Here is a 23,257-nt window from a genome sequence, read left to right as displayed (position 1 = left end):
CTCTTAATCTTCACATTATTTCCTCGCTTTCACCTAATGTAATCCCTAATACAGAAACTTTATCATCTTTAACTTAAAAATCTCGATTACTTGTTCAAACTCAAAGCCAACATCTTGTAACCAAATCTTTTGCTATTGCTGCTAGCATCCCCTGATATTGAAGCATCTCTAATATCTTCCTCTCTTTTTAACTATTCTCTTATAGAAAGACTCTAGGCTCCTTTTAATTCCCCAACTTTTAAAAAAAGATACCGATACAGTCCCTTAAATGGTAAAATGTTGTGTAATAATAACGAAAATTCTAAAAAGTCGTTATTATCATTTTAGAAAGGAGCGTAGCAATGAATCCATCCGAAAATATGTCAACAAAACGTATCACAAGCAATATTTTTAAAGGCTCTGTCGGGAACTTAATTGAATGGTATGACTGGTATGTTTACTCAGCTTTTGCTATTTATTTTTCTTCTCAATTTTTCCCTCAAGGTAGCTCGACAAGTCAACTCTTAAACACAGCAGCTATTTTTGCTGTTGGGTTCCTTATGCGTCCGCTTGGAAGTTTAATTTTTGGACGCTATGCAGACAAGTATGGGAGACGAGCTGCATTAACACTTTCCATCACAATTATGGCAAGTGGATCTTTGATTATCGCGTGTACACCGAGCTATGAAAGTATTGGAATATTTTCTCCTATTATTTTAGTATTGGCTCGTCTTCTTCAAGGGCTTTCACTTGGAGGAGAGTATGGAACATCTGCCACATATCTCTCTGAGATGGCAAGCAGCGGACGCCGTGGCTTCTATTCAAGTTTTCAATATGTAACTCTTGTTGGTGGGCAAATGACCGCACTTGGCGTGCAAATTATTCTTCAAAATACGCTTTCTGAAAGCGATATGCTTGCTTTTGGATGGCGAATTCCGTTCGTTATTGGTGCTATTGGTGCACTGAGTGTTCTTTGGCTCCGCCGGACAATGGACGAATCTGAACAGTTCACTAAAACAAAAGAGAAATCAAAACATCCTAAAGAAGCAGGAACGTTAAAACAACTAATGAAACATCCTAAAGCAGTCTTAACAGTTGTTGGACTAACGCTTGGTGGGACAGTTGCTTTTTATACGTATACAACATACTTACAAAAATTCATGATCAACACAACAGGATTAGAAAAAGATGTTGTTAGTATTATTAACTTTGTTGCTCTTCTCGTTTTCATGATTTTACAGCCGCTCGCGGGAGCACTCTCTGACAAAATTGGACGTCGCCCTCTACTTATGTTTTTTGGAATCGCAGGAACAATTTTAACAGTACCGCTTTTCTTTCTTCTCCAAAAGACAAACAGTCCTATCATAGCTTTTCTACTTATGATGGGAGGACTGATAATGGTCACAGGCTACACGTCCATTAATGCCATTGTAAAAGCGGAACTTTTCCCAACAGAAATCCGTGCATTAGGAGTTGGCTTTCCGTACGGGGTCACAGTTGCCGTCTTTGGTGGAACAGCAGAATTCATTGCACTTGGATTAAAAAATGTTGGAGTTGAATCCCTTTTCTTCTTTTATGTTGCAGGATGTATCGCTATTAGTTTTCTTGTTTACTGGCGAATGGGTGAATCCTCTAAAACCTCCTACATCGAAAAAGAATGAACATAAAAAAGCTTTGAGCTCAATAGCTCAAAGCTTTTTTGCTAATACAGTCGCTTTTCATAGCCTTCTTGAAGGCTTTTTTGAATGCTTTCTTCTGTTGTATTAGGAAGCTTAACATGATGTGCTAATATTTTAGCTGCTGATGGATATTTTTTAGGCCAATGTTCAGGTTCCCAAAGAAAAGATCTCTTAAAGGCTTTCGCACAATGAATAAAACATTCTTCAACTTCAACTAAAATACCGATAAGCGGGACTTTTCCTTCCACCTCTAGTTGTTTAAGTAATTCTTCATCTTTTACTAAAGTTGCTTTTCCGTTTACACGTAGCGTTTCTCCCATTCCTGGGATAAGGAACAGGAGGCCAACGTAAGGGTTTTTTAAAATGTTGCGAAGCGAATCCATTCGTTTATTTCCTCTTCGTTCAGGAATTAATAAATGGTTGTTATCTAAAAACAGAAACAAACCCAGGTGCATCACCTCGTGGAGAAGCGTCACAACAACTCCCATTTGAAGAAGATAAGATAAGAAACGGTGACTGCGCAATAAAATCACGACAGTGTTGATCAATGCAATTAATCACTTTCTTACGAGCCATTTCATTTTGTTCACCAATAAGAGCTAAAAGCTCTCCTTCTGTTTTAACTTTTTGCGAAAAAAGTAACGTCACAAACACTCCCCCTTCACTTCCTCATTTCAACAAAAAAAGACCCTAAAAATTAGGATCTTTTTTGTTAATCTTGATTTGTTAATAAGATAGGACCTTCTTTTGTAATAGCAATGGTATGTTCATATTGAGCAGATAGCTTGCCATCTACAGTTCGCGCTGTCCAACCATTATCGTCCATTTTCGCTTGCCATGTTCCTTCATTAATCATTGGCTCGATTGTAATAACCATGCCTTCTTTTAAGCGCGGACCTTTTCCTTTTGGACCGTAGTGAGCAACGTGAGGTGGTTCGTGAATTGTTGGCCCAATGCCATGACCTGTGAAATCTCTTACAACAGAAAAGCCTTCTCCCTCTGCATAAGACTGAATAGCATGGCCAATATCACCTAAACGATTCCCTGCTTGTGCTACTTCAATTCCTTTATATAAAGACTCTTTCGCAACTTCTAAAAGATGTTTTGTTTTTTCATCTGTATTTCCAACTTCATATGTCCAAGCAGAATCCGCTAGACTTCCGTTTAAGTTTACAACCATATCAATTGTAACAATATCACCATCTTTTAATGGTTGTTTTCGTGGAAAACCGTGACAAATCTCATCATTAATAGATGCGCATGTTGCATATTTATAACCTTTGTAGCCTTTTTGTTCAGCTGTTGCACCATGCTTTTTTAAGAACCCTTCAACAAAACGTTCAATTTCTAACGTTGTTACGCCCGGTTTGATCATTTTTGCAATTTCTTTATGACAAGAAGCCAACAGCTTTCCCGCTTCATGCATTAAGTTGATTTCTCTTGCTGATTTTAAAGTAATCATTCTCATAACTCCTAACTCATGAATTAAATTCACATTTCTTTTGTAGCATTGCCTTACTTCATTCGTCCGTACGCAAAGATACATCTTTACTATATTAACATATGCTTTACAGAAACATAATACGTGAAGCCTTATATTTTGAGATTTTGTTTTTCTGTGCTTTTTTGGTCTTTTATAGTATGAGTTAGAAAAAGAGACCGCAACCATTTATTTTGTTCTTTTTTAATACAGTTCAAAATTGAAGTGAATTAAGTAAAGTTGTTAAAATATACATATAAAAGCAAATATGAAAATTTCTTCAATTGAACTCTAAATAACAAAGGAGATGGAGAGCATGAGTGAGAAAACGTTCATTATTTCAGCTGGAAGAAGTGGGTCAACAGCTCTTTCTAATTGTATTAACATGCATCCCCACCTTTTAAGCTTATCAGAATTTTTTATGTCGCTTCATTTTCATGGAAGTCAAGAAGATAAGTGGATTGGACTTTCAGATAAGGTATGGGATGGAAAAGAATTTTGGGCCTTTTTATCCGAAAAAGCACCGAGCCTTATTCCTTTCTATATGAAGAAAGGTGTTTCATTCAAAGAATTTCTGTACAACATAACCGAAACGTCAAAATTCAACGAAAAAACAGGCATACCTGGGATTATGTCAATGCCATTGCCACATATTACAAATGATCCTGATTCTCTTTTTGAGGAAATGGATACCGTTGTTAAGCATTTTCCTAAAGATCATCTTTCAAATCAATATAACCGGTTATTTTCTTGGCTTTTAAACAAATTTCAAAAAGAGGTTTGGGTTGAACGCTCTGGTTTATCCATTCTCTTTGTAGATCGACTTCTTAAAATGTTTCCAGATGCAAAGTTTGTTTTTCTGTATCGAGACGTCAGAGAAAATATTATGGCATTTAATCGTTTTCAAGGATTTAAGCTTGGCATGGCATTTAAACAAGCTTATGAAAAAACAGGCTTAAAGCCGTCAGATCATAACACCCGACCTGAGGATTTCGGGGACCTTTCATGGCTTCATCCAGATCAGTTTAGTGTTGAAAAATTAAATGAATTTGAGATTCCTTTTCAAACGTTCGGTGCTGAGCTCGCTTCTGCTGTTCTTCACACAGAGGAAACACTTGCTAAGCTCCCTTCCCACCAAGTGCATCACCTGTGCTACGAAAAACTTGTAAAAAATCCTAAAGACAACTTAAAACAACTTATTACATTTATAAATAACGGCTGGGATGAGAAAACAGACGATATTTGGGTCGAAAAAGCAGCACTAACATTCCGCGCCAAGCCTGATACATGGCCAACTCTATCAGAAGAAAAGAAAAAAGAACTACAAAATATTTGTGAACCAGCGTTAAAAAAACTCAACTATACGTAAATAAAAAGAACTCCTACACATGTTGTGTAAGAGTTCTCTTTTTATTTTGTTTGACTTTCAACAGTGTTGGTACCAAAATATTTTTGAGAAAGTTTTTCTAATGTGCCATCTTCTTTAAGTTTTTGGAGCTCTTTGTTTACTTTTTCTCTTAACTCATCGTTATCTTTTTGGAAAGGAAATGCAGTTGCATCCTCATCAATTGGCTTTCCAACAAGCTTTGCTTTGAAATCATGTTTATTAATTTCAGCTGAAAGAACAGAACCTGAATTTACATATCCGTCAATACGGCCTAATTCAACATCGTTCATTGCCCCTTCACGTGTTTCATACGTTTTGATGTTAAGGTTCATTTTATTTTTCGTATTATACTCTTGAAGCTTTTCAACATGGTTAGAACCTAAAACACCAGCAACTGTTTTTCCTTTTAAATCTTCAATTTGATTTACGTTCTTATTATCTTTGCTTGTAACAATCTGTGTTCCGATATAAGAGTATGGATCAGTAAATTTATACATTTTTTCACGTTCAGCTGTTACTGCTACCGCATTTGCAACAGTATCAATTCGACCTGAGTTCAGCTGTCCCATTAGACCACTAAAATCTGTTGTTGTCCATTCTACTTTGTATCCAAGATTTTTAGCAATTGTGTTCATTACCTCTACATCATAACCAACAAGCTTGCCATCTTCTTGATATGCGTTTGGAAAACTTTGACCTGTTGCTCCAACTTTAATTACTTTTTCATCTGAACCTTTACTTTTCTCATCTGAAGAATTTCCGCATGCAGCAAGTGCAACAGATAAGAGAACTACAGTAACAAGCGTTAATAACTTTTTCATTTAATGAACTCCCTTCTTTCACCTAAAATACCCTTTTAAATTTTTTTGATCTCTTCATACTATGTGCTCTTTTTTTCTTTTTATAATATGTCAAGAAGCTTCCCCATTGTTTGGCTTCTCTCAAGCTGTTGAATTTCATTCACTATTTTCACCGTTTTTGGTTCATCTTGCAAAGCACTGGACATCTTCTTGTGTAGTTCTTCAAAAGATAATCCATTTCCAGGGGCTCCTTTAGGAAGATCAACACGTTCTGTGAAAGTAGCACCGTTTGCTTCAACTTCAACAATCGTAAAGCGACCTTTTGGAACTGCAGTTGGCGAAGGCACTATGTCCTCTCTGTACACTCTCTCAATAAGAGGTAAAAAAGCATTGATGCTAGAATCAATGCGTTTATTTTTAAAATTTTCTAGTCCAAGTGCTTTTTTATGTAAAGCAAGTGCCACAACGTACTCAACACTAAAGCGACCTTGTTCACCAGTTTGTGGATTTTGTTCTACAAGTGCAGCATCTCCTCCTTTCGGAAAAGAAATTTTAACGTTTGTCACATCTTCTACACGAAATTCATTTTTATGTGAAAGCTTAACAGCAGCATCTGCTGCATGATGAGCAGCAGAACAAAACGGATAAATCTTAAACCAAAGACCTGGTGAATAAATTTTCCACTCTTCGCCCCAACGTGAGAAGAGAAGAGCTGATGGAGCAGGATCTTCTCCATAGAGAGCGAAGAAACCGTTATCGCCATCTAATACGCTTTTTGTTCCTCCAAAATTGATTTCTGCAAGTTTTAAAGCTTGCAAAGCGTTACGTGCTGCAAACCCTGCATGAAGGGGCTTTGTTTCTGTTCCAAACTGAGCCCTCATTCCCCCAGTCTGCGTTGCTGCAAAGCCGATCATTTTTTGAAGTGTTTCTATGGAAACATTTTTTAAATATCCACATGCTATACTTGCCGCAATTGTTCCAAGCGTTGCTGTATTATGCCACCCTTTAATATAGTGATCACTGCCAATAGCTTGTCCTAATCTCGCCATAACTTCTACACCTATCACATAAGCACTCAAGAAACGTTCCCCACTTACATTTTCATAAGAGGAAAGAGAGAAAAGCGCTGGTAAGATAACAGTGCTTGGGTGCCCTCTTACATCTGAATGAACATCGTCGTAATCAAGCGCATGACCGAGAAAACCATTTATTAAAGCACTTTGCAAAAAGTTTGCTTTTTTGTTCTGGCCAATAATGGGGACGTTCTGATAACCGCCCTCTTCTTCAATGATTTTTAATAACTTTTGAACGCCTTCGTCATCTCGGGCTGCAAAGCTTGAAGCAAGATAGTCAATTACCCCAAGCTTCGCCATTTCTAGCGCTCTTTTATCTTTAAGCGGGTGTGAAGAATATACAAGCTCGGATAGTTTTTTTGTTATTTCCATGTTTCTAGCACTTTCAACGCTAAATTGGCAAAATAGGAAGAGGCAACTTCAAGCGCACCTTCTTCTAATGTAAAGGCTGGATGGTGCCATTCTTGGGTACCATTTGTACCCATCCATACAAAGAAACCTGGAATTTTCGTTTGATATACAGCGAAGTCTTCTCCACCTGGGCTTTTTTCTGCTTCCACTGCTTCATACCCTAATTCAATCGCTGCCTCTTTTGCAACTTCAGCAAAGCGAGCATCATTCTGAACAGAAGGTAAATATGGGTACCAACGAAATTCAGCTTTTGCTCCATATCCTGCTGCAACTCCTTCAACTGTTCGCTTCATAAACTCTGGGATTTTCGCCCGCGCATCGTCTTGGAATGTTCTTACAGTTCCTTCAAGCTTCACTTTATCAGGGAGAACGTTCCATGAACTTCCTCCATGAATATTGCAAATACTTACAACCGCATTTTGCAACGAGCTTACGTTTCGGCTTACAACAGATTGCAAACTTGTCACAATAGAGCTTGCTGTCACAATCGAATCAATACTGCTATTCGGGATACCAGCATGTCCGCCAACACCAATGACGTCAATTTCAAAGCGATCAACACTTGCCATTAAGGACCCTTCGCGTATGCCTACTGTTCCAACTGGAAGATCTGGTTTGTTATGCATACCAAAGATAGCTTCCACTCCTTCAAGCGCTCCTGCTTCAATGACTTTCTTGGCACCAGCAGCTATTTCTTCTGCTGGTTGAAAAATAAAACGCACAGTCCCTTGTAGTTGATCTCTCTTTTCTTTTAGGAGAAGAGCTGTTCCGATAATTGAAGCTGTATGAAAATCATGGCCGCAAGCATGCATTACTCCATCTACTTTAGATGAGAATGGAAGGTTTGTTTCTTCTTTTATAGGTAATGCATCAATGTCTGCGCGAATCGCAATCGTTGGTCCTGGCTTTGCACCTTTAATTTCTGCGATAACCCCAACTTCAAGGTTTTCAAAAGGAAGAATATCAATATCGCCTTCTTCTAACCAGCGACGAATTCGTTTTGTTGTCTCAATTTCCATCATAGAAAGCTCAGGATATTCATGAAGTTCACGACGCATGTTTGTAAGCTTTTCTAAAAGCTTTTCATTTCCTTTTTGAGATGAAGTCACGTTCTTCATTCCTTTCCTTTTTGTTTATTGACTACCAACTTGCTGTAAGAATTTTTTTGTACGTTCATGTTTTGGGAAGTCAAAGATTTCCTCTGGTGTTCCTTGCTCGACAATATGGCCATCCGCCATAAAAATAACCTTGTCTGCTACTTCACGCGCAAAGTCCATTTCATGAGTTACAATTAGCATTGTTGTTTGTCTTTCTGCGATTTCTTTAATAACCGCAAGCACTCCAGATACAAGTTCAGGGTCAAGTGCTGATGTAGGTTCATCAAACAAAAGAGCATAGGGATCAATAGCAAGTGCTCTTGCTATTCCAATTCGCTGTTGCTGTCCACCAGAAAGCGTGATAGGGTAGCTGTCTGCTTTATGAGCAAGATCAACTTGCTCTAAAAGATTCATTCCAATCTCATTCGCTTCTTTTGGTTTCATTTTTTTCGTTACAATAAGTGCCTCTGTTACATTTTGAAGCACTGTTTTGTTTTTAAAAAGATTGTAATGCTGAAAAACCATCGCTGTTTGCCTTGTTAAAGCATGCGCTTCTTTGCGACTATATCTCTCTGCATTTAGCTTAACATCCCCAATTTGAATTTCTCCCTTATTAGGAGTCTCAAGCAAGTTCAAGCAGCGGAGAAATGTTGATTTACCAGAACCAGAAGGACCGATAATTGCAACAACTTCCCCTCGCTCAACTTCTAGACTTATTCCATCTAGAACTGTTAAATCTTTGAATTTTTTCACCAAATCTTTTACAACGATCAATTGTTACACCTCCTAGTTTCGGTACGGTTTCCCAATGATTTTTTCGATTATAGATTGAATAATGCTATAAATAATTGTTAATAACCAGTATAAAATAGCAATTGCTAAATATGTTTCAAGGTAACGAGCAGATGCAGATGCTAAAATTTTACCTTGTGCAAAAAGTTCTGTTAGCCCTAGCGTAAATGCAAGAGACGTTTCTTTTAACAATCCAATAAACGTATTTCCTGTTGCAGGAATTGCATTTCTGGCTGCTTGTGGTAAAATCACTCTTCGATATGCTTGGAACTTTGTCATTCCAACAGATGTACATGCCTCAAGCTGCCCTTTATCAACAGAATCTAATCCTGCACGGAAGATTTCAGCTAAATATGCGGAGTTCTTCACACTTAGACCAATAATGGCAGCTGTTAGAGCTTGCATTGCCTGAAGTCCCGGAAAAATCTGTGGAAGTCCATAATAAATTAAGAAAAGTTGCACAAGCGTTGGTACCGCTCTAAAGAATGATATATATAAGCCTGCTAACTGATGCAAAACAGGGATTTTACTCTTTGTAATAAGAGCGAGTACAAGTCCTACGATAATCGCAACAATCATCGCAACTACGGCCATTAACAATGTAACCGGAATATACGGGATAACGTCCGGAAAAACGTTAACGAAATAATTAAAATCAAAATTCATATTCCACACCACCTTGCTTCTCTAAATAATTTTTTTATTTTTATCCTCTATGAAAGATTTACTGAAAATCTTCACGAAGCTTCTTAACTAAATATACGGTAATATGTCCTTTTCCTAAGTCCTGTGACCCTGCCTTTTCATATCCTTTGCGCTCATACATTTCAATAAGCCAAGGATGTTTGTCAGCCGTTCCTAAAGAAACTGCTGGACATTTTAAGGTTTCACTTAGTACCGTATTTTCTAACCATTCCATCATTAAGCTTCCAATGCCTTTTTTACCATAGCTTGGATCTACTGCAAACCACCAAATATGCGGATATTCAAAGGGTCCTGGCTGAGGACCCCAAGGCATCCTAAGTGAAGCTGTTGCAATAATGTTTCCATCCTCTTCTAACACATAACACATATTATTTCGAACGTTTTTCTTCACGAATGCAAGGTCTGCTGTTGCTGCCGCAAAGTTAATTCCTAGCTCTCGAATTGGCTCATATGCTCGAAGTGTTAAGTCTAAAAGCTTCTCTGCATCTTCTTCAGTTGCTAGTCGATAGTTTCTCATTTTGTCACCTCAGCATCTTTTAAAATCAATTAGAAGCATAGCGATTTTTAGGTTCTTTTAACCCAAGATGATCACGAAGTGTTTTCCCTTCGTACTCTTTTCGATATACGCCTCTCTCTTGAAGAATCGGAACGACTTTTTCAACAAAGGTTTCTAAGCCTTCAGGAAGAAGTGGCGGCATGAGGTTAAAACCATCACAAGCTTCTCCTTCAACCCATTCTTCCATTTTATCTGCAAGTTGTTCTGGTGTACCAATAAAGATATGATGTCCACGTGAACCTGCTACAGACTTATATAATTGTTCTAATGTAAGATCATCTTTTTCAGCCATTTTCTTAATAAGCTCATAGCGACTTTGGACTCCGTCTACTTTTTCAATATTCAAGTCAGAAAAACGACTTTGGAGTGGATATTGAGTTAAATCAATACCACCTAAGTAATTGGATAAAATGCTTAAGCCAAGCTCAACAGGAATTAGATCTTGAAGTTCTTGATATTTGGCGTGTGCTTCTTCTTCCGTATCACCAATAATCGGAAAAATCCCAGGCATAACAAGAACTTCATCAGGATTTCTACCAAAAGAACGCACTTGCTCTTTAATTCCCTTGTAGAATTTTTTAGCGTCTTCGATATTGCTTTGTGCTGTAAAAATCACTTCAGCAATTTGCGCTGCAAGAGCCTGTCCTGCCGGCGATGAACCTGCTTGAATAATAACTGGATAACCTTGAGGAGCACGGGCAATATTTAAAGGACCTTGAACAGAGAAAAATTCACCTTTATGTCCAAGCTCGTGCATTTTATCTTCATTAATGAATTCGCCGTCTTCTTTATTACGAATAAAGGCCGATTCTTCCCATGAATCCCAAAGACCTTTTACAATTTCCACAAATTCTTCTGCACGCTCATAGCGCTTGTCATGTTCAAGGTGCTCGGTTTTACTAAAGTTTAGACCTGTTTGAGGGATAGAGGACGTTACAACATTCCATCCAGCACGTCCACTGCTTAAATGATCTAAAGAAGCGAACTGTCTTGCAATGTGAAAAGGTTCGCTATACGTTGTAGAAGCTGTTGCAGCTAAGCCAATATGCTTTGTTGCCCCTGCTACAGCTGTTAAAAGGGTAAGCGGTTCAAAGCGTGTAATAATATTTGGATGAGAATTTTTGTTAACAGATAAGCTATCCGCTAAAAAGATCATGTCTAATTTCCCTTTTTCAGCTGTCTGAGCTAAATCAATTAGATAAGGGAGATTCATTGCTCCATCCTCAATTGCTTTCGGATGTCTCCAAGATGCGATATGATGACCAGTACCAGCCAGAAACAGGCCAACTTTTATTTCTTTTTTGTTACTCATAACAACGATTTCCTCCTATAAAAAATTTAGTTTAATCCCTTTATAAACAGAAGTTAAAGGCCCTTATATGTTCAATTTTTCACCTTATATTTCATATACTCCCTTAGGTTATGTAGAAAATGAACAACTAATCATATTGAATTCGAGATATTTAGTCTTTTTTAAACCTTTATAGTATAAAGGTTTAAAAACCAAGTATTCTAATATGTTTTATCAACTTTAAGTTCTTCCTATAATTTATATGACAAACCCTCATCTGTCAAACAAAATCACTGCAAAAGTCTCTTGTTTCTTGAAAATGTCGCTTAATGATTGATTATACCGATAATGTTAGTCGGGTTCAACGCTTTAACACTATTTTTTCGAGGAATTTCGACAAATATAATAATCATTTTATTTTTTCGTTAGTTTCTTTAATAATGTTAGAAAAAGAGCCTTATTTTGGTTTTCATCTACAACAGGACTTTCTATATAAGAAAATTTGCGTTTAAAAACCGCTTCTTTCACAGGAAGAATCGCTATACTTTCCTCCTTTTTAAGAGCATATGTAGATAACATGGACATTCCCATTCCATTCAACACTGCTTCTTTAATTGCTTGGTTACTGCTCATTGTAATAAATGCACGTGCTTTTAAACCGTTAGAATCAAGCACATGTTTTAAATACTCTCTTGTGCCTGACCCCTCTTCTCGCGTAATCCATGTTTGATTTTGCAAATCTGACAAAGAGAGATTTTTTTGAGTCAGAAACAAACTGTTTTCCTCTACAATAATAGAAAGCTCGTCTTCTAAAAATGGTGAAATCTGAAGTTCAGTATGATTGACTCGTCCTTCAATAAGACCAATGTCAGCTTGAAAAAGTCGCACATGTTCAGCAATTTGCGCTGTATTATCAATAAGTACTTCAATTTCTACATGTGGATATAGCTGATGAAATTCACTGAGTAACTTTGGCACCACATACTCACCAATTGTAAAGCTTGCCCCGATCGTTAATTTTCCTTGAACAAAATGATGATGTTCATAAATTTCTTGTTTTGCTTGTTTATATAAATGAAGAATTTGTTTTGCTCTTTCATAAAGCATTTCTCCCGTAGGAGTTACCGTAACCATTTTAGATGTTCTTTTGAGAAGCGTTGTCTGAAACTCTTCTTCAAGATTTTTAATATGTAAACTTACGCTAGGTTGAGAAATCCGTAGTTTCTCGGCTGCTTTTGTAAAATTCCTTTCCTCGACTACATTAACAAATGTTTTCAAAGCATCATAATACATAACTTCCCTCCTATTATTAAAAAAATTAATTATTACTATCATTTATATGTATTTTACTTATCCTTTTTATTTACGTAAAGTTAATAATAGCTAAAGAAGGAGTATTTGTTACGGCTATCATTACAGCATTCTTCTATTTGTTAGCGAAACTTCCATATCTATCTGTTATGGGACGGCTCGTTATCGCCATTATGATTGGTATGCTGTTGAAAACGCTTATTTCTGTTCCCATTTCTCTAAATACCGGAATCTCTTTCTCCAACAAGAGATTGCTCAAGATAAAAACACAGCAACAAGCATTGCAGTTATAGCACTGCTTGGCACATTTTTCACAATTTTATACACTTCACGAAATTGCTCATGTTATAGCAACTTCCACTCCTTTTGGTCAAGAAGTTGTTGAAGCAGCTCTTATCGCTAAACTTTCTCGAGTCCTCATGCTTGTACCAATTGCCTTTATAGTAGGTTTATTTTTTAATAAGAACAAAGAAACACCCCACTGTACGACTATTACTTTTCCTTGGTTTATCATTAGATTTCTTATCATGAGTATTCTCAATACGTTGGGGCTTTTTACAGAAGAAACAAAATCCTATTTGCAAGCAATTGCTTACTTGCTCATTTCCATAGCTATGGGAGTTCTTGGGTTACAGGTCAGAATAGAAACCCTCATAAAAAACGGGAAGAGTGCTTTCTTTGCCTGTTTGTTCGGTTCTTTAGTTTTAGCTGTTTCTGGGTTTTTCATCGTTTTTTGGACTCATTAATCTGAATTTTATAGATCAAATTTAAAGCATGTAGGATAGAAAAGAAGGATCGTATACGATCCTTCTTTTCTTGACGCTTTTTCTATCCTCACAATGCCTTTTATACCTATAAACAATGCACGAAAAGAGAGCAAAAAGATTGTTTTTAGGAATATCACATAGTTCTTATTAACTAATATTGATATTCATCACTTTAAATCTTTCGTCATGATTCTTTTGTTCTCCAGAGAGCAAAAGAGCTTTTTTATATATTTAATTCCTTATTAACAGATCATAATACCTTTATCATATTTCATGCAATCACTATCCTTAATTGTATAAATATGACAAAGGTCTCTTGTGAAAGAGTTTCTTCCTTTGCTACGATTGTCTCTGTTGTCTTTTTTCATTTTTTTCTATTTAAGATAACATTTTGAATTTTTTAAAGGAGGAATATGATGAAAAACTACTGGCATCTTTTTTTTCGCCCTGCAGCTTTTTGGGAACAAAATAAAGAAATTAGAAGTAAATGGGCTATGTTTTTTTTATTACTAAATGCAGGTTTTACGATTGTTGGTTTTTATGGAGTTATTTTAACTCTCGGACTCGGTTTTGTTCTTTATGGATATATGAAGCTTGGTGATATTTCTGAGAGTAGCTTCTTTATCATTCCACTGTGCTTTCTTCTCCTGTTTTTAATTGGTACTCTTATTGCTTTTATCGCTTCATATATCGTAGGCTTTTTCACTAAGACAGTCTCGAAGTTGATAGGTGGAAAAGTACATATGCTACAAGCCCATCGCAAAGCTTATTTATTCGGCATGCTAACTTATTTACCAACTAATATTATATTGCTTATAGTAGCAATATTATCTACCGTTAATTTCCTCCAAAATCCAGAACAAGTTTATGTAGAACAAGATTTTACTTTTTCAAAAATCCTGATAGTTATATGGCTAATTTTAAATATCGTAACAAGTATATGGTCACTTGTTGTATGGAGTATCTCAATTGGAAAAGCGGAAGAAATGTCAGCATGGAAGGGACTTCTTGGAATTATTGTGATGGCAATTGGCTTATGGATCATCTTGATGGTTGCTATATTCATCCTTTCAATTGCTGTAATTCCTTTCTTCTCTTAAAAAACTAAGATAAAACATTAGGAGAAAGTACATATGCGAAACTATCTGCGCATTTTTTTCAAACAGCGCACAGCTTTTCACCATTATAAAACAAAGCTCAGCATCCCAGTAATGACTCTCCTTTTATTCAATGGCGGGTTAAGCTCTCTATTTTTAAGAGACTTCGATTATACTTCTTTAGGAGAAGCTTTTCTCTTTGTATTTGGGCTTGGTCTTGTTGTAGGACTTATTTACACTTTCGTTGGCAGCTTTTTTCATAAAACGGCTAGGTGGTCAAAGTGCAACGTATAAGGAACATGTACAAGCATTGTTAATTAGATTCTTCCCTTTTATTCCCTCCAATTTAGTGGCAATCATTGTTGTTTCCTTGACAGGTGTCCTTTATTTCTATCCAGCTGAATACATATTTTACTACGGCACTCCAACAGATGCACTTTTAATCTTTATTTCTACGATGCTAGGGTCGGTTTTAGCTTTATGAAATTTACTTAACTGGTTGATAAATATCAGCGAAATCAAAAAAGTCAGCAAATGGGTAGCTTTCTTTGTCCTTATTATTTTACCGATTATCTTCATTGTTGCATTCTTCATTATTTTTTACATTATCCAACTCACTATATAACTTCATCATACAAAAAAGAAAAAGCGACGTGATGTCGCTTTTCTTTTTAATATCGCTAGTTTAGTCCATATTCTTTTAACTTATTATATAATGTTCCTCGCGATATCCCTAATAAGTTCGCTGCTGCACTTTTATTGCCATACGTTTTCTTAAGTGCTTCCTCAATTAGAACAGCTTCATTTTTCGCTTCATTTTCCTCTACTTCCTGTTCCTCTTCTGACAAAGAAAAACCTTCTCTCATGTTATGTGGAAGGTAACTAACACTAACATGATCTCCGTCACAGAGTAAGATAAATCGCTCGATAACGTTTCTAAGTTCTTGGACGTTTCCAGGCCAGCTGTAAGTATGCAGCACTTCCATGACTTCTTTGGAAATTTCAGGTGCTTTTTTCTTATATTTTGTACTAAATTCTTGCATAAACTGCCCGACAAGTTCTTGAATATCTTCCTTGCGTTCACGAAGCGGTGGAATATAAATATTCATAACTGTTAAATGATAATAAAGACTTTCGTTAAACTCTCCATTTTGCATCATTTCTTCTAAGTTTTGGGATGTTGATGCAATAACACGCGTATTTTCTGAAAGGGTCACAGGTTCATTCTCCCCTACACGATAAAAAGCTTGATCATCCAAATAATTTAAGAACTTTTGCTGAACATCGAGCGGCATTTTATCAAGTTCTTCAATAAAAAGCGTTCCATTAGATGCCTGTTGAATCTTCCCTTCTTGAGTAACCTGTTCATCTTCAGTAAATGTTCTTTCTTGATATCCAAAAAGCTCAAACTCTAGAAAGTTTGGAGGAACAACTGAACAATTTAAGGTTATAAAAGGTCCTGTACGTTTTGAACCACCATAATGAATAGCTTGAGCAAGCATCTCTTTTCCAGATCCAGATTCCCCTGTTAAAAGAACAGGAATTTCTGCATATGCTACTTTTTGAGCTACTTTTAGCGCTTGATGAAGATCTGAATTTGTGCCAACAATGGACGAAAAAGGTTTAGGCTTCTGAATTAAGAGCGGAAGCGAAGAATCTAGCTCTTCATTTAACCGAACCATCTGCGTGATATCCTGCTCTGTTGCAATACCACCGATAATCTGATTCTGGCTTGTAATTGGGGACGCATTAATGAGGACATGATTATCGCTGTTCGGCCTATGGTAGGTTCCTCGAACAGGACGTCCTTCATTTAAAATTCGATGCAAGACGATAGAATCAGACTGAAAATGCTCACCTATCTTCTGGCCAATAATATCTTCTCGTCTAATCTTATATGTATTTTCAGCGGCTGTATTCCAACAAACAACGTTTCCATCTCGATCAACAGCTGTCACAGCATCATTAATTGTTTCAGCAAGCGTAAAAAAAGCATTTTCTAAATTCTCGTTTCTTCGTTCTAATGTTTTAATCCAAGAAGTTGCGGTTATGATGCCTTTTATTTTTCCTTCCCTGTTTGAAACAAGAACAGGGCGATTCCAGTCTTGATCGCTTAATGAAAGTTCTTCTTCTACATAAATAGGAGATGATGGCCAGTCTGTCTGTACAATCCATTGTTTTACTAATATATCATCACCCGGAAGGAAATGGCGTTCATTGCGAGAGATAACATAGTACTTCTCTCCTTCAACAACAACGAACGAATATTCTGCTAGTTTATTTTTTATCTCAGAAATGTTTTGATTTAAAGAAGTAATAAAGAAAGACGTGTGAAGATCATTTTGTTCAAATTCGAGCATATGAGATTCCTTTCATTCTATATTTTTCACCTAATATATATATATGTGATGCTATGCTTACTCTTGTTTTGAGCGTTTTTCTCTTACAATGTAGAGAACTCGCTTATTTTAATAATTCTAACATTACATAAGAAATGAAGAAAGTTTTGTAATTTTAGCATAACAAATAATTACGAAAGGAACCAATCTCTCTAATGAGAAAAGTGAATGTATTGAAGTAATACGAATGGAACAAGAATTTTTCGGGAGAAAATGAAGGTTATAAATGATGACTATATAATAGAAGGAAAAGGTATATGATTTAGAAGGGTGTTTTTTCGCTGTTGTTTTAATGTAGGCAATTCTATCGAAAAATGACACCCTTATTTTGTTTATTTTGAGAAGAATCCTTTAAGAGCAAATGCCACATTTTGTGGTCTTTCTGCTAGACGACGCATAAAGTAGCCAAACCAGTCTTTTCCAAAAGGAACATAAACGCGCACTTTATATCCTTCTTTAGCTAGACTTAGCTGAAGCTCTGAACGGAATCCATATAACATTTGAAATTCAAATTGTGTACGAGGAATGTTATACTTTTCGACCATCTCTTTCACTTTATCAATAATATTATGGTCGTGAGAAGCAATAGCTGTATAGCTCCCACTTAATAGATGTTCCTCAATAATACGCACATAGTTTTTATCAACATCTTCTTTGTTTTGAAAAGCAACTGTTGGAGATTCTTGATACGCTCCTTTTACAAGGCGTAACGGAACTCCTTTTAAATCTTTTACATCCTGCTCTGCTCTGAACAGATATGATTGAATAACAGTCCCAACATTATCATATGTTTCTCGCAGTTCTCGTAAAATATCAAGTGTCATTTGACAATGAGCATAGTCTTCCATATCAATTCGCACAAAGTTATTATACTGTTTCGCTGTGTCCAAAATGCGACGCATATTATCTAAACAAAAGCTTCGGTCAATGTCTAGTCCAAGCTGCGTCATTTTAACAGATAAGTTACAGTCTACCCCATTAGCGGCCATTGCCTCTAATGTTCGTACGTTATATTGAGTGGATTCTGTTGCCTCTTCTCTACTTGAGACGAATTCGCCTAAATGATCCAGTGTGCAAACTAACCCTTTTTCATTAAGTTCACGGACTTTTTTCATCGCCCCTTCGATTGTATCTCCAGCAACAACTTGCCCAGCACCGAATCGAAGTCCCCATTTTTTAGCTGCTTTATTTAGCACTCTATTTTGTGAAGCGTGAAGAAACACATTTTTCGATACATTTGCTAACATATGATTCTCTCCCCTCTCTATGTTCCTTACACTTTTTTAATAAGGGAGAGCAAAATGCTCTCCTTCTTCTTAATTAAAGAGTTACGCTCGTTGTTTTAGCTTGTAGGTGAAGAATTAAATAATCAGGGCCACCTGCTTTTGAATCGGTACCAGACATATTGAAACCGCCAAATGGATGGTAACCAACAATCGCTCCTGTACAACCTCTGTTAAAGTAAAGGTTCCCAACATGGAATTCCTCTTTCGCACGTTCAATATGGCTTTCTGTATTTGATAAAAGAGCTCCTGTTAAACCATAATCTGTGTTATTTGCAATCTCCATCATATGATCAAAGTCACGTGCTTTTGAGAATGCAACAACAGGGCCAAAGATTTCTTCTTGCATAAGACGCGCTTTTTCATCTACGTCTGCGAAGATTGTTGGTTCAATAAAGTAGCCTTCTGAATCGTCTCCTTTACCACCAATCATTAATCTTCCTTCTTCTTTTCCAATTTCAATATATTTTGAAATCTTATCAAATGAAGCTTGATCAATAACAGGACCCATATACGTATTTACGTCTTCTGGATTTCCTAATGTTAATGTTTTTGTTAACTCAACTGCTTTTTCTAATACTTCATCATACACATCTTGGTGTACAACTGCACGAGATCCAGCTGAACACTTTTGTCCAGAGAAGCCAAACGCTGAGTAAACAATAGAAGAAGCGGCTAAATCTAGATCTGCATCACGGTCAACAACAACAGTATCTTTTCCACCCATTTCAGCGATAACGCGTTTTAGCCAAATTTGGCCAGGATGTACTTTCGCAGCGCGCTCGTAAATACGGCAACCAACTTCACGAGATCCTGTGAAAGATACGAAGCGAGTTTTTGGATGATCTACAAGATAGTCACCTAGCTCTGCGCCACTTCCAGGAATATAGTTTAGAACACCATCCGGAAGGCCTGCTTCTTTCATTACTTCAATGAACTTCGCTGCAATAACAGGAGTGTTGTTTGCAGGTTTAAGAAGCACTGTATTCCCTGTTACAACCGCAGCAGCTGCTGTTCCAGCCATAATTGCAAATGGGAAGTTGAATGGAGAAATAACGATTCCAACTCCTAATGGTACATAGCCAAATGTGTTTTTCTCCCCTTCACGGCTTTCAACAGGAACACCGTCTTTTAGCTTCAGCATTTGACGGGCGTAAAACTCTAGGAAATCAATTGCCTCAGCTGTATCAGCGTCAGCTTCTTTCCATGGTTTACCTGCTTCTTTCACTAAATAAGCTGAAAATTCATGCTTGCGGTTACGAATGATAGAAGCGGCTTTAAACAGCACTTCTGCACGTTCTGCAGGATCAACTTTTTTCCATGTTTTAAAAGTTTCTAGTGCTACCTCCATTGCTTTTTCCGCTAGCTTTTGATCTGCTTTTGAAACACGACCAATGACTTCACTCTTATTTGCTGGATTAACAGAAATGATTTTGTCTTCTGTTTCAATTTCTTCCTTACCAATAACAAGTGGATAATCTTTTCCAAGAGATGATTGAACAAGTTTTAAAGCTTCTTGAAATTGTGCCTTATTTTCCTCTACCGTAAAATCTGTAAATGGCTCATGTTTGTACGCTTTGATTTCTGTATTTGTTGTCATTTTTATTCTCTCCTTTTAAACAGTCAATTTTGTAAAACCACTTTCATAACAAATTACGTGTAAAGCCATCTCTTTAAAAATATCTTTTGGAATCTATCTCCACCTTAGTTATCTGACTTTTTATAATTTATTAAATTTTCTATGCTTTATTATAAACATATTCGTTTTCGTTTGTATACACTTTTTTAACAAAAATGTTCAACTTTTTATTTTTGAACAAAAGTGTTTAATTACTTTTACAACAACTTCTCCCTTTTTCTAACATTCTTTTCTATAGAAAAAAGACATCTCCATGAAAAAAATGCCTTTTAAATCTAAAAATGTAAAATTTCGTGTTAGAAAGTCGAACAATATATTATACTTTTTCTTATTTCTTATATATACTTAAGAGCATCTACAAGTGAAACTGTATAAAAAATACTTTAATTTGCTAAAAACAGTAGACAATATTGTATAATTTAAATTATCATACAATTAAGAATTTTACATGAACACTATTTTTATTTATTTTTTTAGTAAAGGAGGAATATAGCTCGTTTCCTAACAAATCTACGACTTTGAAAGCGTTTTCTATTTTCGCTGTCGCAAAGGAGGAACTACATAATGAATACGGAACAACCGCAACTAAAAAAAGAATTAAAAATTCGTCATATTACAATGATCTCCTTAGGAGGAATAATCGGAGCTGGGCTTTTTATAGGAAGTGGAACTCTTATCGGTCAAACAGGACCAGGCTCTATCTTCTCTTACGCTTTTGCAGGTTTATTCGTTATTCTCATCATGAGAATGCTTGGTGAAATGTCTACAGCTAATCCGTCCAGCGGTTCTTTTGCTACTTATGCAAGACAAGCTTTAGGTCCTTGGGCAGGATACACGATTGGCTGGCTTTATTGGTTTTTCTGGGTAATCGTTATTGCTGTTGAAGCTATTGCAGGCTCAAATATTATTCAATATTGGTTTCCAGGCATTCCTTCTTGGACTATGAGTCTCATTCTTACTTTCTTATTAACCCTTACAAACGTGTACTCCGTTAAGTCATTTGGAGAATTTGAGTACTGGTTTTCTCTTATAAAAGTAGTTAGTCTTGCTTTATTTTTAATTCTTGGTGGAGCAATCATTTTAGGTCTTATCCCAGGCGTTGAATCACCAGGAACAACAAACCTTGTAGACCGAGGCGGCTTTCTTCCAAATGGAATAAGCTCTGTTTTTTTAGGTGTTGCACTTGTAATGTTCTCGTTCATGGGAACTGAGATTGTGGCAACAGCAGCTGGAGAATCAGCAGATCCGGAAAAAGCAATCACAATTGCTACAAGAACGGTTATCTACCGTATCCTCATTTTCTACCTTGGATCAATGATGATTCTTGTTACAATTCTACCTTGGGACTCTCCAACTCTGCTTAAGAGCCCATTCGTTTCTATTTTAGAAATGGTAAACGTTCCAGGAGCAGCCCAAATTATGAACTTTATTGTATTAACAGCTGTCCTTTCCTGCTTGAATTCAGGTCTCTATACAAGCTCACGCATGCTGTTTTCAATGGCTCAAAAAGGTGATGCACCTCGCATGTTCTTGAAAGTGAACAAAAAAGGAATTCCATTTAATGCTATTATAGGTTGTACAATTGTTTCCTACATTAGCGTTGGTTTTAACTATCTTTCACCAGATAAAATCTTTTTGTTCTTAGTGAATGCTTCTGGTGGAGTTGCGCTACTTGTTTATCTTGTTATTGCCTTTTCACAGTTAAGACTGCGCCGTATGTATGAGAAAACAAATCCTGAAGCGCTTAAAATTAAAATGTGGTTTTTCCCTTACTTAACGTATATTACAATCGCCGCAATGGCTAGCATTTTCTTTGCAATGGCATTCATTGATTCACTTCGCTCACAGTTTTATCTCACAACATTGATTGCTTTATGTGTTGTAGGCTCTTATTTCTTAATTAAAAAGAAAGATGTACCAAACGTTGCAACGTCTACAAAAGAAGAAATTTCATAATAAAAAAGCTCCTTACTTTCATGTAAGGAGCTTTTTCATTATCTCTTCATCATTTTATCTCACGCTGAGAAATTCCTTCATGTTTTATTTATTACGCAAAACTTAGACTCAGTCTGGATTACAGGCAATCTTTCCGTAGCGAAGTGCATCATAGATCACTCGCCCATCACTTGACGTTGTTTCTGAAAACTTAATAGGCAAAAGAGAGAATGCAATATAGTAGACAGAAAAATAAACAAACTGATAAGAAAATAGAGAAGGTTCTACTGTACTATACATGACTAATCCATTTGTAATCAAAATAGAAAATAGGTTAGCAATTGATCCTCCTGCATATACAAGAGCATGTGTAAATCGGTTATCAATCTTTAATTCTTCATAAACACAAAAGGAATCTAAAAAATAAATAGACTTAATTTTAAATTTCCCCTTCTTAAAAATCGTTCTACCACGACCAATTGTAAAATCTACTCTTCCTCCAAAAAGAATAGCAACGACTGAATGTCCTAGTTGATGAGTAACAGCAACAAGTGGAAGGACAATTAAAAAGGAAAAAAAAACTTTGGTAAATCTTCAAACCCAAACATGATGGTCCCTCCTGTTAACTTAATGGAAGGAAGCTTTATAAAAAGTTTCCTTTTCTCTCCTACATTCCACCTTTTTTTCCTTTTTTCTTTATGCAGAAAAGAAAAAAAGAACACAAGGATGTGTTCTTTACATGTGCTATGCTATATTTTTAGCCTTGCTCCGTAAGTCAGCAGCAAGTGTTTCTAGTTTTTGAATAAGAGTGGAGCTTGTTTCATTTGCCTTTTGAAACTTTGTTGTAAGCTGAGTCTGATGCTCTATGTAAACGTCTTTTTGATGTCCAAGCCAAGAACTCGCATGCACACCACAAGCATTTACGTTTTCTTGAGCTCCTTCATTGAAGTTGTTAACAGCTCTTCTTACCGTGTTTGCATAGCTTTCAAGGACAAGAGCTTGTGCTAAATATTTTGCTTTTAGAAACTCTCGCTCAATTGCTTCTCCTACTGTATCACTCACATGATGTAGCGCATCTCCTACTTTATGTGCAGCATCGCTAATCTCATGTGTAAGATGCTCTAATCCTTGCTGTCTTGCCATATCTTATCCTTCCTTCCATACAACTCTATCTTTCCATTATAAAGAGATAAAGTAAGATATTGGATAGTAAAAAAGACTCTTTTTCCTCTTCACCTCTATCTAAAGACCTATACCTCTGTTAAATCATTTTCACATAAAATAAGCTCTTCTCTTCAGAGAAGAGCTTATTTTAGCGATCTTTTACTTTTCCAATTTCTTTTTGAACATCGCCTTTTAATTTATCTTTTTTACCTTCATTCTGCATATGACGATCATTCGTGGCATTTCCGACTTGATCTTTTGTTTCTCCTTTTACTTTATTCACTGCACTTTTCACTTTTTCACTAAGTCCGTTGTTTTACTCATCTACATCACCTTCTCCTTCTTAAATTGTTACTTTTTCTTTTCCCCCTCTAAAAAAAATCAAACATATTATAAATTCTGATTGAAAAGA

General features: G+C 36.3%; 21 protein-coding genes and 2 pseudogenes. 7 read left to right on the top strand and 16 right to left on the bottom strand.

Translation table 11 applies throughout. The features are described 5' to 3' along the window. The first annotated feature begins 341 nt into the window (after positions 1 to 341). Positions 342 to 1,640 carry an MFS transporter gene (locus MOC86_RS14520; RefSeq protein ID WP_268584797.1) on the top strand — a complete coding sequence of 433 codons (1,299 nt, stop codon included), beginning with the start codon at positions 342 to 344 and terminating at the stop codon, positions 1,638 to 1,640. A gap of 41 nt (positions 1,641 to 1,681) precedes the next feature. On the opposite strand, the pseudogene MOC86_RS14515 reads toward MOC86_RS14520, so the two are convergent. Continuing rightward, positions 1,682 to 2,306, bottom strand: a pseudogene (locus MOC86_RS14515) (pyridoxamine 5'-phosphate oxidase family protein). Between the two features lie 64 nt (positions 2,307 to 2,370). Continuing rightward, positions 2,371 to 3,120, bottom strand: coding sequence for a type I methionyl aminopeptidase (gene map / locus MOC86_RS14510; protein ID WP_019395355.1), 750 nt, complete (start codon positions 3,118 to 3,120; stop codon positions 2,371 to 2,373). A gap of 334 nt (positions 3,121 to 3,454) precedes the next feature. Between map and MOC86_RS14505 the strand changes: the two genes are divergently transcribed. Continuing rightward, positions 3,455 to 4,507, top strand: coding sequence for a sulfotransferase (locus MOC86_RS14505; protein WP_268584796.1), 1,053 nt, complete (start codon positions 3,455 to 3,457; stop codon positions 4,505 to 4,507). 41 nt (positions 4,508 to 4,548) lie between these two features. On the opposite strand, the gene MOC86_RS14500 is transcribed toward MOC86_RS14505, so the two are convergent. From MOC86_RS14500 to MOC86_RS14465, 8 genes are all read right to left on the bottom strand, one after another. Continuing rightward, the gene (locus MOC86_RS14500) at positions 4,549 to 5,346 is read right to left on the bottom strand and encodes a transporter substrate-binding domain-containing protein (RefSeq protein WP_268584795.1); all 798 of its coding nucleotides are present in this window, start codon (positions 5,344 to 5,346) and stop codon (positions 4,549 to 4,551) included. A gap of 80 nt (positions 5,347 to 5,426) precedes the next feature. Further along, entirely contained in the window at positions 5,427 to 6,770 is a 1,344-nt protein-coding gene (locus MOC86_RS14495) for an MmgE/PrpD family protein (protein ID WP_268584794.1), read from the bottom strand. Beyond that, on the bottom strand, positions 6,761 to 7,927 hold the full coding sequence (locus MOC86_RS14490) for a M20 peptidase aminoacylase family protein (protein ID WP_268584793.1): 1,167 nt from the start codon (positions 7,925 to 7,927) through the stop codon (positions 6,761 to 6,763). The genes MOC86_RS14495 and MOC86_RS14490 overlap by 10 nt, the downstream gene beginning before the upstream one ends. A gap of 15 nt (positions 7,928 to 7,942) precedes the next feature. After that, the gene (locus tag MOC86_RS14485) at positions 7,943 to 8,680 is read right to left on the bottom strand and encodes an amino acid ABC transporter ATP-binding protein (protein WP_268584792.1); all 738 of its coding nucleotides are present in this window, start codon (positions 8,678 to 8,680) and stop codon (positions 7,943 to 7,945) included. A gap of 12 nt (positions 8,681 to 8,692) precedes the next feature. After that, positions 8,693 to 9,364 (bottom strand): amino acid ABC transporter permease, encoded by a 672-nt coding sequence (locus MOC86_RS14480; protein ID WP_268584791.1) that lies wholly within the window; start codon positions 9,362 to 9,364, stop codon positions 8,693 to 8,695. Positions 9,365 to 9,422: 58 nt separating this feature from the next. Beyond that, on the bottom strand, positions 9,423 to 9,920 hold the full coding sequence (locus MOC86_RS14475; protein ID WP_243511545.1) for a GNAT family N-acetyltransferase: 498 nt from the start codon (positions 9,918 to 9,920) through the stop codon (positions 9,423 to 9,425). 25 nt (positions 9,921 to 9,945) lie between these two features. Beyond that, the gene (locus tag MOC86_RS14470) at positions 9,946 to 11,271 is read right to left on the bottom strand and encodes an LLM class flavin-dependent oxidoreductase (RefSeq protein ID WP_268584790.1); all 1,326 of its coding nucleotides are present in this window, start codon (positions 11,269 to 11,271) and stop codon (positions 9,946 to 9,948) included. Between the two features lie 393 nt (positions 11,272 to 11,664). Continuing rightward, positions 11,665 to 12,543, bottom strand: a complete 879-nt coding sequence (locus tag MOC86_RS14465) for a LysR family transcriptional regulator (protein ID WP_268584789.1) — start codon at positions 12,541 to 12,543, stop codon at positions 11,665 to 11,667. 44 nt (positions 12,544 to 12,587) lie between these two features. On the opposite strand from MOC86_RS14465, the gene MOC86_RS14460 reads away from it, so the two are divergent. From MOC86_RS14460 to MOC86_RS14445, 4 genes are all read left to right on the top strand, one after another. Beyond that, positions 12,588 to 12,854 (top strand): putative sulfate exporter family transporter, encoded by a 267-nt coding sequence (locus tag MOC86_RS14460; protein WP_326847732.1) that lies wholly within the window; start codon positions 12,588 to 12,590, stop codon positions 12,852 to 12,854. Positions 12,855 to 12,860: 6 nt separating this feature from the next. Next, on the top strand, positions 12,861 to 13,307 hold the full coding sequence (locus MOC86_RS14455; RefSeq protein ID WP_268584788.1) for a putative sulfate exporter family transporter: 447 nt from the start codon (positions 12,861 to 12,863) through the stop codon (positions 13,305 to 13,307). 437 nt (positions 13,308 to 13,744) lie between these two features. Continuing rightward, a complete protein-coding gene (locus MOC86_RS14450; RefSeq protein WP_268584787.1) occupies positions 13,745 to 14,428 on the top strand; it encodes a YIP1 family protein in 684 nt (227 codons plus the stop codon). A gap of 33 nt (positions 14,429 to 14,461) precedes the next feature. Beyond that, positions 14,462 to 14,719, top strand: coding sequence for a hypothetical protein (locus tag MOC86_RS14445; protein WP_268584786.1), 258 nt, complete (start codon positions 14,462 to 14,464; stop codon positions 14,717 to 14,719). A gap of 386 nt (positions 14,720 to 15,105) precedes the next feature. Here MOC86_RS14445 and MOC86_RS14440 read toward each other — a convergent pair whose 3' ends face one another. The 3 genes from MOC86_RS14440 to pruA form a co-directional block, all read right to left on the bottom strand. Continuing rightward, complete coding sequence (locus MOC86_RS14440; protein WP_268584785.1) at positions 15,106 to 16,785, bottom strand: sigma 54-interacting transcriptional regulator; 1,680 nt, start codon at positions 16,783 to 16,785, stop codon at positions 15,106 to 15,108. 371 nt (positions 16,786 to 17,156) lie between these two features. Further along, complete coding sequence (locus MOC86_RS14435; protein WP_268584784.1) at positions 17,157 to 18,071, bottom strand: proline dehydrogenase; 915 nt, start codon at positions 18,069 to 18,071, stop codon at positions 17,157 to 17,159. Between the two features lie 73 nt (positions 18,072 to 18,144). Beyond that, a complete protein-coding gene (pruA, locus tag MOC86_RS14430) occupies positions 18,145 to 19,707 on the bottom strand; it encodes an L-glutamate gamma-semialdehyde dehydrogenase (RefSeq protein ID WP_268584783.1) in 1,563 nt (520 codons plus the stop codon). 603 nt (positions 19,708 to 20,310) lie between these two features. Between pruA and MOC86_RS14425 the strand changes: the two genes are divergently transcribed. Next, positions 20,311 to 21,702, top strand: coding sequence for an amino acid permease (locus MOC86_RS14425; RefSeq protein WP_268584782.1), 1,392 nt, complete (start codon positions 20,311 to 20,313; stop codon positions 21,700 to 21,702). Positions 21,703 to 21,810: 108 nt separating this feature from the next. Here MOC86_RS14425 and MOC86_RS14420 read toward each other — a convergent pair. The 3 genes and pseudogenes from MOC86_RS14420 to MOC86_RS14410 all read right to left on the bottom strand — a co-directional run bounded on the left by MOC86_RS14420 (position 21,811) and on the right by MOC86_RS14410 (position 23,140). Next, positions 21,811 to 22,289: pseudogene (locus tag MOC86_RS14420) on the bottom strand (site-2 protease family protein). Positions 22,290 to 22,425: 136 nt separating this feature from the next. Continuing rightward, on the bottom strand, positions 22,426 to 22,824 hold the full coding sequence (locus tag MOC86_RS14415) for a hypothetical protein (RefSeq protein ID WP_268584781.1): 399 nt from the start codon (positions 22,822 to 22,824) through the stop codon (positions 22,426 to 22,428). A 169-nt stretch (positions 22,825 to 22,993) separates the two neighbouring features. Next, entirely contained in the window at positions 22,994 to 23,140 is a 147-nt protein-coding gene (locus MOC86_RS14410; protein ID WP_268584780.1) for a CsbD family protein, read from the bottom strand. Between the last annotated feature and the right edge of the window lie 117 nt (positions 23,141 to 23,257).

The organism is Priestia endophytica, assembly GCF_026790145.1.
GTDB lineage: Bacteria > Bacillota > Bacilli > Bacillales > Bacillaceae_H > Bacillus_I > Bacillus_I endophytica_A.
Note: the sequence above shows the minus strand (reverse complement) of the source record. Positions and strands in the feature narration are given on the sequence as shown.